This is a genomic window from Streptomyces sp. NPDC058464 (genome assembly GCF_042721035.1).
Lineage (GTDB): Bacteria > Actinomycetota > Actinomycetes > Streptomycetales > Streptomycetaceae > Streptomyces.
The window spans coordinates 1-12,574 of sequence record NZ_JBHXMA010000071.1; the positions used below are offsets into that span (position 1 = coordinate 1).

The following is a 12,574-nucleotide window of genomic DNA, read 5'->3' on the forward strand; positions in this document are numbered from 1 at the left end:
GGCGGTTTCGGCCCGGGCCCCCCCAGGCCGAGGACGAGACTCGGGCCGGACGGGGCGCCTCCCACGCAGGAGATCGGGCGCCCCGCCCGCCGCGGGTCAGAGCGTGGCGGTCGTCTCCTGTCCTGACGCGCTGCCCGTGAGCCACTGGTCCCAGCCCAGGTTGAAGTCGGCGTAGCCGTTGTCGGCCGGGGCCTTGCCCCGGGGCGAGCCGGTGATGGTGACGGGGTCGCCCTGCTTCACCTGGCCGTAGAACCACTTGGCGTCCGACAGGGACAGGTGGACGCAGCCGTGCGAGCCGCGGGCGCTGCCGCTGCCCGGATACGGGTCGCCGGTCGAGTAGTGCACGTAGGTACCGGACTGGGTCAGGTGGACGTCCCAGGGCAGCGTCAGGTCGTAGAAGTTGGGGCTGCCCTTGTCACAGCTGATGCCGACGCTGCAGGAGGTCATGTGGACCTTCTCCTGCTTGTCGATGACGGCCATCGTGCCGTCCCACGTCGGGTACTGGGCGCTGCCCGCGTTGATCGACAGGGTGCGCACCGCCTGGCCGTTGCGGGTCACCTTCATGGTGTGGCCGGTCACCGAGACGTCCGCGCGCACGTCGTTGCCGATGGTGAAGGTGTGCGTGTAACCGTGCACGCCGTAGCGTCCGTTGCCGTTGCTGACGCCCGTCATGTCGGCGTCGATCCGCACCTTGGTGCCGGAGGGCCAGTACGTCTTCGGCCGCCAGTCGGCGCGCCGGTCGCCCATCCAGTGCCAGGCGCCGACCACCGGCTGCGAGGTGCTGATCTTCATGTGCTTCTCGACCGTGGCCTTCGCCTTGGCCGCCACCGGGTTCGTGAAGATCACCGAGATCGGCATGGCCACGCCGACGGTGGTGCCCGTCTGCGGGGTGATCGTGTCCAGCAGCATCGGCGGACCCGCGGGCTTCGTCGGTGACGGCGAGGCGCTGCTCGCGCTCGGCTTCACCGACGCCTTCCCGTTGTCCCCGCTCGCCTTGTCGCTGCCGCCCCCGCCGCAGGCGGTCACACCCACCAGCATTGCGACCGTACCGACTGCGATGCCTATGCCGCTCTTGCGCCGTCCCACGACCTGCCCCACTCATCTCGCTCCGCGGCCTCGACAGGCCCCACTGTCCGTCAGACAGCCGGAGCACGGGCCGTAGTTCCGGGCGGGACGTAAAACTTGGATCAAGACGCGGTACGCGGCCCCGGGGCGGAACCCGCGAGAAGCCCGCCCGCGGGCCGGCGGACAGCGGTCGGACGGGCTTTCGGCCTGCTGGGGGGGGTGTGCCGCGGTCAGCCGGTCGCGGCCGGGGCCAGGTCGGCCGACGGTACGAGTTGCTGCCGAAGGCGGCCGCGGATGATGCTCTCGGCGTCCCCGACTATGGTGCGGACCACCGTCTCGCAGCTCTCCACGCTGTCGATGAGGCCCTGTGCCTGACCGGCCCACCACATTCCGCCCTCGACATCGCCCTCGCCCAGCACCCGCTGCCTGCCGCGTCTCCCGGAGGCCAGTGCGGCGACGTCGGCGAAGACGGCCCCGGGGCGAGCGCCCAGGCCGGCGATCTCCTGCGAGACCGAGTTCCGCGCCACCCGGGCGGTGTTGCCGAACTCCCGGAACACGATCTGCGTGCCGCGCTCGTCGTTCGCGACGATCTGCGCCTTCACGTTCGGGTGGACGGGCGCCTCCTCGGTCGCCTCGAACCGGGTTCCCATGTTGATCGCGCACGCCCCGAGCGCGAGGGCCGCGACCAGGCCGGCACCGGTGGCGAAGCCACCCGACGCAATGACCGGGATGCGCAGGCTGCGGGCGGCGGCCGGGATCAGGACGAGGCCGGGGACGTCGTCCTGGCCGGGATGCCCGGCGCACTCGAATCCGTCGATGCTGACGGCGTCGACGCCGAGCGCCTCGGCCTTGAGCGCGTGCCGGACGGCGACGGCCTTGTGCACGACCTTCACCCCGGCCCGCTGGAACGCCGGCAGGTGCGGTGCGGGGTTGCTGCCGGCCGTCTCCACGACCTTGACGCCCGAGTCGATGATGACCGCCCGGTAGTCGTCGTACGGCACCGGTTCGATGGTGGGCAGGATGGTGAGGTTGACGCCGAACGGCTTGTCGGTCAGTTCACGGCAGCGCGCGATCTCCCGTGCGAGCGCCTCCGGGGTGGGCTGGGTCAGCGCGCTGAGGAAGCCCAGCGCGCCGGCGTTCGCGACGGCCGAGATCAGCTCCGCCGTGCCCACCGCGAGCATTCCGCCGCACACGACGGGATGTTCGACCCCGAACATCCGCGTGAACTCGTTCTGGAAAGTCATGTCACTCCTGTTGCCAGAGCAGGATCAGGGGGCCGTGTGGTCAGAGGCGTCGCGAGATGATCAGCCGCATGATGTCCGAGGTGCCTTCCTCGATCTCCTCCAGCTTGGCGTCGCGCATCCACTGCTCGACCGGGAACTCGCGCGAGTAGCCCCATCCGCCGAGGGTCTGGACTGCCCCCCAGGTCACGGCCATCGCGGTCTCCGAGGCCTGCAGCTTGGCCATCGCGGCGAGCTTGGTGGCGTCGGCTCCGGCGTCCATCCGGCGTGCCGCGTGCAGGGTGAGGAGCCACGCGGACTCGATGCGGGTCGCCATGTCGGCCAGCCGGAACGCGACGGCCTGGTGCTCGATGATCGGCTTGCCGAACTGGTTGCGTTCCCGGGCGTACCGGAGTGCGTACTCGTAGGCCGCGCGCGCCGCTCCGGTCGCCGCGGCGGCCAGCACGATGCGGGAGATGTCGAACGTCCTCATCAGGCCCCGGAAGCCCTGCCCTTCCTCCCCGAGGCGGTCGGACTCGGGCACGAAGACGTCGTCGAAGAAGATCTCGCGGCAGACGATGGCGCGCTGGCCCATCTTGCGCATGGGCTCGCCGAACGTCATCCCCTCGGCGCCCTTGCGCAGCAGGAAGGCGGTGACCCCCGAGGAGCCCCGGGTGGGGTCGGTCTTGGCGAAGACCACGTACTGGTCGGCGAGGCCGGCGTTGGAGATCCACGCCTTCTGCCCGCTGATCGAGTAGCCGCCGTCGACCCGGACGGCGGTGGTGACGATGGACGCGGCGTCGGAACCCGCGCCCGGTTCGGTCGTCGCCAGCGCGGTGTAGAGCGGGTTCGGCCCGGCGAGCGGACGCAGCCACTCCGACTTCTGCCGGTCGGTGCCCAGTTCGAGCAGCGGGTCGGCGAAGAACCCGTTGGAGCAGACGAAGTTGCCGATGCCCGGGTCGCCCCAGCACATCTGCTCCTGGACCAGGCACTGGGTCACGACGTCGGTGAACCCGCCCCCGCCGTACTCCTCGGGCAGCATGAAGTCGGTGATGCCGACCTTGGCCGCGGCCCGGAAGATGTCCAGCGGCGACTCGACGTCACGCTCGTCGACCTCACGGCCGCGGGGCCGGATCTCGTTCGCGGCGAACTCCCGGCACAGCTCGACGATCGCCCGCTGCTCGTCGGTCAGCGGCCAGGGTTCAGTGGACATGCTCACTCGTCTTCTCCTGCTTCTCGGTGGTTTCCCGGTGGCCGTTCACCCCGGTGACTTCGGGTGCGGCTTCTGGTGAGCCTTCTGTTGCGGCTTCGGGTTCGACTTCTGGTGCGGCTGCACTTGCGGATTCCGGCTCGGCTTCAGGTTCGGCTTCACGTGCGGAACGGGAGACGACGAGGGCGTCCACGGCCAGGGCGCCCCCGGGCCCGACCCGTATCGGGTTCACCTCGATGTCCGCCACCCCGGTGCCGGTCGCGATCGCCTCCGACACGGCGACGACCGCGTCGATCAGCGCCTCGACGTCGACCGCCGGCTGCCCCCGCCAGCCGTCGAGGAGCCGGCGCGAGCGCAGGCGGTCGAGCATCCCGGCCGCCATGTGCCGGTCGACCGGTGCCAGTTCGACGCTCACGTCCCGCCAGAGTTCGGCATGGACCCCGCCATGGCCCACGGCGACGGTCGGACCGAAGTCACGGTCCCGGCGGGCGCCGATCAGCATCTCGACGACGCCCGGCCGGGTGTCCTGCTCCTCCACGACGTACTCGCCCGGGCCGAGCCGCTCGTACATCTCGCGGAACGCCGCCGCGGCGGTGTCCGGGCCCAGTCCGGTTCTGACGGCCCGGTGTTCGCTCTTGTGCTCGATCCAGCCGGCCTTGAGCACCAGAGGCGGCCGCAGCGACGCGCAGGCCTCCGCGAACCCGGCCGCGTCGGTGACCCGTCTCGCCTCGGGCATCGCGATGCCGAGTGCCGTCAGGTACGCGCGGGCCGCCCAGTAGCCGGGCTCCGGGACGGCCGCCCCGTTCGGCTCGGCCGCCGGGACGGCCGTTGCGGTCCGCTCGGCCGCCGGGGCGGGGCGGGGTCGCCCGCCCAGACGGGTCGCGTGGTCGAGCGCGCCCAGGGCCGCGTCGATGGTGTCGAAGACCGGGACGCGGTGCTCCCGTAGCCGGGCGACCGCCGGTGAGGACGCGCTCATGCTGTGCACGATCAGAGGGACGTGCCCGGCGCCCGTCCGGTGGAGGCGGCCGAGGCGGTCGATCACGGCGGACTCGGCGTCCACGAGGCTCGGTGAGTCCTCGCCGTAGCAGCCGAGGTATCCCGACAGGACGATCGAGTCGACCTCGCCGGAGGCTGCCACCGACTCGGCGACTCTCGCGTAGACCTGGAGATCCGCCTCGCCCGCGCCCGCGAGGTCCACCGGATTGGACACCGCCGCGGCAGCGGGGAGCATGGCGCGCAGGGCGGCTTGCAGCCGGTCCGTGAAGACCTCGGCGCGGAGCCCCTGGGCGGCGGCGAGGTCCGCGGCGATCCCGCCCTGGCCGCCGCTGTCGCTGATGACCGCGACCCGGCGCCCGTCCGGCGGCGCGGTCGCGTCGAGCACGCGGGCCGCGTCGACGAGTTCGCGCGGCGTCGCGACCCGGAGGGCTCCGGCGGCGCGGCACGCCGCGTCGACGACGTCGAGCGCCGAGGTCATCGACCCGGTGTGGGACCGCGCGAGCCGACGGCTGCCCTCGCTGGCACCGGTGGCGAGCACCAGCACGTGCTTCCCGGCACGGCGCAGGGCTCGGAGGGCACTCACGATCCGTGCGCCGTCGGCGAAGCTCTCCAGATAGAGCGCCACCGTGGTGGTGTGCTCGTCGGCCACGAGGGTTTCGAGTACGTCGGCGGCTCCCACGTCGAGTTGGTTGCCCACCGAGCAGAACCGCGAGACGCCCAGACCGGCCCGGGCGCCGAGACCGGCGATCTCTGAGCCGAGCTGACCGCTCTGCGAGACGATCGCAAGGCTCCCGGGCACGAAGTTCCCCCAGGCGAGCAGGAGTTCGGTGTCGGCGTTGAACAGCCCGAGGCTGTTCGGCCCGATCATCCGGGCGCCGGCCCGGCGCAGCATCGAGGCGAGCTCGGCCTCCTCCGCGCCGAGTCCCGCGGTGATCCCGAGGAACGCCCGGCACCCCTTGGCGAGGGCGTCCCGGACGACGGGACGGACGTGTTCCGGCGGTACGGACAGGACGACCAGATCGGGGGCCTCGGGCAGGTCGCCGACCGTCGGGCTGCAGGGACGGCCGAGGATCTGTGCGGCGCGGCGGTTGACCAGCCACACCTGTCGTCGGCCGGCTCCCGCGAGGGCACCGGCGGCGAGCCAGTAACCCCATTTGGCGCGGTCCTCGCTGGCACCGACGACGGCGACGGACGAGGGGTCGACGAAGGCCTGGGGGAAGGACACAGGGGGTCTCCCGGATGCGAGGGGGCGCGGGTGCGGAGGCGCAGGTGCGGAGGCGCAGGTGCGGGGACGCAGGTTCAGGGGCTCAGGTGCCGGGGGCGCGGAAGGCCGGGTAGAAGCAGGCCCGGACTCAAGTGTGGGCCGCGGCGGTCGGCCGGCGCTCGAAGAAGCCGGGGTACCGGCGTCGGCAGACCAGCAGGGCGAGCAGTCCCAGCAGGATCGTCCCGGTGCCGATCGCGAACGTGCCGCCGACCCTGGTGCCCGAGGAGAACGGCAGCGACCAGCTCGTACCGCTGTTGGCGGGGTCCCACGCCTGGATCAGGCTCCAGGCTCCCGCGGCGAGCAGGACCACCCCGCCGATCGCGGGCAGGACGACGCTCAGCCAGAGATCCGCCGCCCCGGCGCGCCGTTCGGTGCGGTGCACCCAGGCCGAGGTGAGCCCGGTGAGGCCGTAGTAGAACGCGATCAGGACCCCGCAGGCGGACACCGCGTCGCCGATGACGAGACCGTGACCCAGGAAGTTCATCGCGACATACACCACCGCTCCGACGACCCCGACCGCGATCGTGCCCACGTGCGGGATGCGGAAGCGCGGGTGCACCCGGGCCAGTGCGCCGGGAAGCGCGCCCTGGTCCCCCATCGACAGCATGGTGCGGCTCAGGGTCAGCACGGTCGTCTCCGTCGAGGCGGCCGCAGAGGTGAGGACCATGAGGATCAGCAGGTGCCACAGCACCGAGCCGAATCCGCTCGCTCCGAACACTGCGGTGCCGAAGCCGTAGAGGACGTCTCCGGAGTTGTCCGGGTTGTTCAGGCCGATCCCGGTGTCGCCGATCCCGGCGAAGGAGATCGCGGCGAAGGTGGCGACGAGGTACAGCGCCACCAGCAGCACCGTGGACCAGATCGCGGCGCGGCCGGGGATGCGGTGCCGGTCGGTGGTCTCCTCGTTGACGGTGAGGGCGGTCTCCCACCCCCAGTAGATGAACAGCATCAGCACCAGCCCGCTGACGAACGCACTTGTCGACGCGCCCTCGAACGGGTTGAGCCAGGACAGGCTCGGCCGCCGGGTCCCGGCCGGCGCGGTGCCGCCGTACACCCGGACCAGGGCGACGACGGAGAGCACCACGAGCATGCCGAACTCCAGGAACAGCAGGGCCCGTTGTACCGCGGCGGCGATCTCGATGCCGCGGTAGCAGACGAGGGTCATCAGGGCGAGCCAGCCGAGTCCGGCCAGCAGCACGCGCCAGTCCGCCGGTGCGGAACCGATGCCTTCGGCGCCCGCCAGCAGGAACACGTACTGCCCGGCGACCTGCGCGAGGCTGCCGATCACGAGGACGAAGGAGGCGATGATCGCCCAGCCGCCCAGGAAGCCGAGGTTCGGATTCAGTGCCCGCGTGGCCCAGGTGAAGATCGTGCCGCAGTCGGGGTCACGCCGGTTGAGCGCGGCATAGCCGAAGGAGACGAACAGGATCGGGACGAAGGCCAGCACCACCACGGCCGGGGCCTGGAAGCCGACGTATCCGACGACGAAGGCGAGCGTCGCGGTGAGGCTGTAGGCGGGCGCCGCGGAGGCCACGGCGAGGATCAGGCTGGTCGCCATGGAGAGCGCGCCGGGGCGCAGGCCCTTGTCCGAGGAGGTCTCGCGCACTTCGAGTTGCGAATCTGAGGCCATTGCCACTCCCGATCTTGTGGTCTACGGGTATCGACAACCAAACGCAATGACTGATTGGCGAGTCAGCCTGACCGTGGCCCGAGGCACTGTCAATACGCGGATCGCAATTTCGTGAGGCATCTTGACTGATGAGTCAACCTTGCGGCACGGTGGCCGGCGTGACAACACGAGAAACTTCTGCCGTCGACACCGAGGTCGTGGTCGTGGGCGCCGGATACGCGGGGCTGACCACCGCGTGGCGGCTGGCCGACGCCGGGGTCGACGTGGTCGTCCTGGAGGCCGCCGACCGGGTGGGCGGCCGCGTGTTCAGCCAGGTGAGTCCGTCAGGGGTGCGCATCGACCTCGGAGGGCAGTGGATCGGGCCGGGCCAGCGGCGATTCCATGCGCTGGCGGACCGGTTCGGCTGCCGCACGTTCCCGACCTGGGAGACCGGGCGGCACGTCGAGGTCCGTGCCGACGGCACCCGGGTGGACTACGCGGGTGCCGCACCGGACGCCGGACCGGGGATCGAGGAGTACGAACGCGTCACCGCCCTGCTGGACGGCCTCGCCCGTACCGTCGACCTCGAACGGCCGTGGTCCACCCCGCGGTTCGCGGAGTTCGACGCACTGTCGGCCGAGGACTTCTTCCGCTCGGAGACCGACGACGAGGACGCCCTGCAGCGGCTGGCGCTCGCGGTGCAGGGCGTCTGGTGCGCCGAACCGCGCGAGATCTCCTTCTTCCACGTGCTGTTCTACCTGGCCTCGGGGGGCGGGTACGAACAGCTGATGGAGACCCGCGGCTGCGCCCAGGACGCCCGGTTCTCCGACGGGGCGGACGCGGTGGCCCGCGGGCTCGCGCAGTCGCTGGGCGGCAGGATCCGGCTGGGCGATCCGGTGCGGTCGATCCGGCAGACCGCGCACGGGGTGGAGGTGTCCACCGGCCGTACGGTCGTCCGCGCGAGGCGGGCCGTGGTCGCCGTGCCCCCGGCGTCGGTCGAGCGGATCGCGTTCGAGCCTGTGCTGCCCCCGGAACGGCGCGGCTGGGTGCGCCACTCGCCGATGGGGCGGGTCGCGAAGGTGCACGCCGTCTACGAGGAACCCTTCTGGCGCGCGGCGGGCCGCTCCGGGATCGCGACGCTCTACGGCGACGGCCCGGTCGGCGTGGTCTTCGACAACTCTCCCGAGGACGCCTCGCACGGCGTGCTCGTCGCGTTCGTCTACGGCGACCGGCTCGACCGCTGGGCCGCCGGGACCGGCGCCGGGCGTCGCCGCGCGGTGCTGGCCGCGCTGTCCGCGGTGGCCGGTACCCGGGCGGAACGGCCGGTCGACTACGTCGAGAAGATCTGGCCGCGGGCGGGCTGGACCATCGGGGGCTACGAGTGCTTCGTGACACCGGGGGGCTGGACCCGGTTCGGGAGGGACGGGTGGCGGGAGCCGTCCGGACTCGTGCACTGGGCGGGGACCGAGACCGCCTCGGTGTGGCACGGCTACATCGACGGGGCGATCTCGTCGGGCGAGCGGGCCGCGGCCGAGGTGATCGGCGCGCTGGCGGCCGTCCGGCAGCCGGGGTGAACCGCGGTGCCTGACATACTGGCCGGGTTATGACCAGCATCGAGGACCGGCCGGCTACGGCCGCCGATCTGCCGGGACGCGTCCGGACGGCGATCCGGGCGGCCGGCGTCTCCCAGCGCGAACTCGCCGACCGCATCGGAATGGACCCCACCGCACTGTCCAAGGCGCTGCGCGGGACCCGGCGGCTGCGCGACGAGGAGGTCGCCGCCATCGCCAAGGCCTGTGGAGTCGCCACGGCCTATCTGGTCGAGGGAACCGGCCCGGAGCCGGTGCTCCCGCCCGAGAGCGGACGGGACCGGGCTCAGCCGGTGACGGCGCAGGAGCGACGGGACCAGATCCTGGAGGCCGCGACCGTGCTCATCGCCCGCCGCGGCTACCACAACGTGCGGGTCTCGGACATCGCCCGCTACTGCGGGACGAGTACGGCGACGGTGCACTACCACTTCCCGAGCAAGGAAGCCGCGTTGCACGCCGCGCTCGAGTACTACGCCCAGCGGTTCCGCAGCCGGCTCGACGAGGAGTTCGGCCGGGCTAGTTCCGCGCGTGACAAACTGCGCCGCCTGATCGAGGTGCAACTGCCGGTCGCCTCCGACGACATCGACGAATGGTCGGTGTGGATCCAGTTCTGGAACCAGGCGATGCTCGAACCCGGGCTGCGGCCCGCGCAGCGGCGGATCTACTCGGGCTGGTACGGGGTCGTGGTGGAACTGCTGCAGGAGTGCCGGTCCGAGGGCCTGGCACCGGAGGCGGACGTCGAGGCCCTCGCCGACCGGTTCACCGCGATGGTCGACGGCCTGGCCATCCAGATCCTCGCCAACTCGACCGAGATGCAGCCGGACCGGATGCGCTCGCTCCTGCTGCGGGCCTTCGAACCGCACCTCGACCTGACCGACCGTCCGTCGCAGGCCTCCTGAGACACCCGCTGCCGAGCCGGTGAAGTGCCGGCGGTCCCATCGAGGACGGCCGCGCACGCCGGGCCGGCAGCAGAGGGAGCAGGGGGAGCCGTCGGCCGGACGTGACGTGGCTTCACATTCGCATGGGGTCGGGGAGAGTGACCCGGCGCGCGGAACGGAGCGTCCGGTCACGCGAGATCCATGCAGCAGCCACCCTTCTCCAACGCTCGGCAACACCCGTGCAACAAACAGGTGTTGGGCGTAACGGCTTGGCCAACTCCGGCCATGCGTTGGTCCGGAGTTCACCAGTCGCACCTGACGCACCGCACCGACCGGGCCCCAGAGTGAACGGCGGCCCGTCCGTGTGTCCGGGCCGGCCGTCACTCCCGCAAAGGTTCTCCTGGCGGAGAGCCCCCGGAAGGAGCACCCATGGCTGAACTGACCCGCCGCAGACTCCTGGGCTCCGCCGCCGGCGCGATCGGCGGCGCCGCCGCCCTCTCCCTGCTGCCGCCCAGCGTCCAGAAGGCCGTCGCCGCCGGACCGCCGAAGTACGGCTCCCTGCACGACATCGAGCACGTCGTCATGCTGATGCAGGAGAACCGGTCCTTCGACCACTACTTCGGGACCCTGTCCGGTGTCCGCGGCTTCGCCGACCCGCACGCGCTGAAGCTGGACACCGGACGGTCCGTCTTCTACCAGCCGGACGCCGTCAACCCCAAGGGCTATCTGCTGCCCTTCCACCTCGACACGCACAAGTCGAGCGCCCAGGCCATCCCGTCCACCAGCCACGCCTGGTCCGTGCAGCACCAGGCCTGGAACAACGGCAGGATGGACCAGTGGCTGCCCGCCCACCGCAGGGCCGACGGCGTCAACGGCCCCTAGGTGATGGGCTACCGGAATTTATTCGCAGTGCATCGGCCTTCAGGCCGATGGTGAAGCGAATCTGATGGTGGCGACGCGGAGCGTCGCAGACTCAGGTCCGGCAGCGCCGGACACCGCGTCTCCGCCTGCGGCGCGGAGCGTCGCGAGGGCTGGTCCCGGCGGAGCTGGGCGGTGCTCACACCGGCCGGTTCTGCTGTTCGATGTACTGCCTGACCACGGCGAGCGGGGCGCCGACGACGGTTCCGGCGAAGTAAGCCCCGGACCAGAGCTTGTTGGCCCGCCAGTAGTGGCGCACCAGGTCGGGGAACTCCTGGCGCAGGCGGCGGGAGGAGACACCCTTGAGGGAGTTGACCAGCTTGGTCACGGCGACCTTGGGCGGGAAGTTCACCAGCAGATGGACGTGGTTGTCCTCACCGTTGAACTCCGCCAGGTCGCACTCGAAGTCCGTACACACCGACCGCGTGATCTCCTCCATCCGCCTCAAGTGGGCATCGGTGAACACCTTGTGCCGGAGCTTGGTAACGAAGACCAAGTGCACATGCATCACGAATGCACAGTGACGACCAGTTCTGATCTCCCGCATCTCACCCATAAGCCAAGTATGTAGGGTGACGGTCATGCAGCTCAGGTACAGCTTCCGCCTGTACCCGGACATTGGCCAGCAGACCGCGTTGGCGAAGGCGTTCGGGTGCGCCCGTGTCGTGTTCAACGACGCGGTCCGCGCCCGTGAAGACGCCCGTAAGGCCAAGCAGCCGTTCCCGAAGGCCGGGGAGCTGTCCACGCGCCTGATCACCGAGGCCAGACGGACAGCCGGGCGGTCCTGGCTGGGCGAGGTCTCCGCGGTGGTGCTCCAGCAGTCCCTACGGGACGCCGAGACCGCGTATCGCAACTTCTTCGCCTCCCTCAAGGGCACCCGCAAGGGCCCGAAGCTGGGCCCGCCGCGTTTCAAGTCCCGCAAGGACGCACGGCAGTCGGTCCGGTTCACCGCCAACGCCCGCTGGAATATCACCGACAGTGGCCGTCTGAACCTGCCGAAGATCGGCGCGGTGAAGGTGAAGTGGTCCCGCACGCTGCCCGCCACCCCCACCTCCGTCACCGTCATCAAGGACGCGGTCGGGCGGTACTTCGCGTCCTTCGTCATCGACACCGCCCCCGCCGCCGACCGGGCACGGATGCCCGAAACCGACCGCACCATCGGCATCGATCTCGGCCTTACCCACTTCGCGGTCCTCTCCGACGGCACGAAGATCGGCTCCCCACGCTTCCTTCGGCGCACAGAGAAGAAGCTCAAGAAGGCCCAGCAGGAGCTGTCCCGCAAGCAGAAGGGAAGCAAGAACCGCGCCAGGGCCCGCATCAAGGTCGCCCGCGCCCACGCCAAGGTCACCGACGCACGCCGCGAGTTCCACCACCAGCTCTCCACGAAGCTGATCTCCGAGAACCAAGGGATCGCCGTGGAAGACCTGTCGGTGGCGGGACTGGCCCGCACGAAGCTGGCCAAGTCCGTGCACGACGCCGGATGGTCATCGTTCACCAGCATGCTGGAGTACAAAGCAGAACGGTATGGCCGCACCCTGGTCAAGATCGGCCGGTTCGAGCCGACCTCCCAGACCTGCTCCACCTGCGGCTTCAAGGACGGACCCAAACCCCTGAACATCCGGGAATGGACCTGTACCGCCTGCGACACCGTCCACGACCGGGACACCAACGCCGCGATCAACGTGAAGACGGCCGCCGGACTGGCGGTATCGGCCTGCGGAGCGCCGGTAAGACCAGGAGCAATCCCGGCACAGCGCGAAGAAACAGGAAGCCACGGATTCCCGACCGAACCCCGTGCCGCGTAGCGGCACAGCAACGATCGAGAAGG

General features: G+C 70.8%; 9 protein-coding genes and 1 pseudogene. 4 read left to right on the forward strand and 6 right to left on the reverse strand.

Annotated elements, in window-relative coordinates; translation table 11 throughout:
• Nucleotides 1-96: 96 nt before the first annotated feature.
• The 5 genes from ACFWPQ_RS48600 to ACFWPQ_RS48620 form a co-directional block, all read right to left on the reverse strand.
• Complete coding sequence (locus tag ACFWPQ_RS48600; protein WP_384050849.1) at nt 97-1,038, reverse strand: Ig-like domain-containing protein; 942 nt, start codon at nt 1,036-1,038, stop codon at nt 97-99.
• A gap of 257 nt (nt 1,039-1,295) precedes the next feature.
• Entirely contained in the window at nt 1,296-2,309 is a 1,014-nt protein-coding gene (locus ACFWPQ_RS48605) for an NAD(P)H-dependent flavin oxidoreductase (protein ID WP_384050759.1), read from the reverse strand.
• Nucleotides 2,310-2,349: 40 nt separating this feature from the next.
• Complete coding sequence (locus ACFWPQ_RS48610) at nt 2,350-3,498, reverse strand: acyl-CoA dehydrogenase family protein (RefSeq protein ID WP_384050762.1); 1,149 nt, start codon at nt 3,496-3,498, stop codon at nt 2,350-2,352.
• Nucleotides 3,488-5,716, reverse strand: coding sequence for an acetate--CoA ligase family protein (locus tag ACFWPQ_RS48615; protein ID WP_384050765.1), 2,229 nt, complete (start codon nt 5,714-5,716; stop codon nt 3,488-3,490). The genes ACFWPQ_RS48610 and ACFWPQ_RS48615 overlap by 11 nt, the downstream gene beginning before the upstream one ends.
• Before the next feature lie 127 nt (nt 5,717-5,843).
• Nucleotides 5,844-7,382, reverse strand: a complete 1,539-nt coding sequence (locus tag ACFWPQ_RS48620) for an APC family permease (protein ID WP_384050768.1) — start codon at nt 7,380-7,382, stop codon at nt 5,844-5,846.
• Between the two features lie 158 nt (nt 7,383-7,540).
• Between ACFWPQ_RS48620 and ACFWPQ_RS48625 the strand changes: the two genes are divergently transcribed.
• From ACFWPQ_RS48625 to ACFWPQ_RS48635, 3 genes and pseudogenes are all read left to right on the forward strand, one after another.
• A complete protein-coding gene (locus ACFWPQ_RS48625; RefSeq protein WP_384050770.1) occupies nt 7,541-8,935 on the forward strand; it encodes a flavin monoamine oxidase family protein in 1,395 nt (464 codons plus the stop codon).
• 29 nt (nt 8,936-8,964) lie between these two features.
• Complete coding sequence (locus ACFWPQ_RS48630; protein WP_384050773.1) at nt 8,965-9,849, forward strand: TetR family transcriptional regulator C-terminal domain-containing protein; 885 nt, start codon at nt 8,965-8,967, stop codon at nt 9,847-9,849.
• Between the two features lie 408 nt (nt 9,850-10,257).
• Nucleotides 10,258-10,707: pseudogene (locus tag ACFWPQ_RS48635) on the forward strand (alkaline phosphatase family protein); the annotation flags it as partial.
• A 178-nt stretch (nt 10,708-10,885) separates the two neighbouring features.
• Here ACFWPQ_RS48635 and tnpA read toward each other — a convergent pair.
• Nucleotides 10,886-11,302, reverse strand: coding sequence for an IS200/IS605 family transposase (gene tnpA, locus ACFWPQ_RS48640; protein WP_384050776.1), 417 nt, complete (start codon nt 11,300-11,302; stop codon nt 10,886-10,888).
• A gap of 25 nt (nt 11,303-11,327) precedes the next feature.
• Here tnpA and ACFWPQ_RS48645 point away from each other — a divergent pair, with 25 nt between their 5' ends.
• Nucleotides 11,328-12,551, forward strand: coding sequence for an RNA-guided endonuclease InsQ/TnpB family protein (locus ACFWPQ_RS48645; protein WP_384050779.1), 1,224 nt, complete (start codon nt 11,328-11,330; stop codon nt 12,549-12,551).
• Nucleotides 12,552-12,574 lie beyond the last annotated feature (23 nt).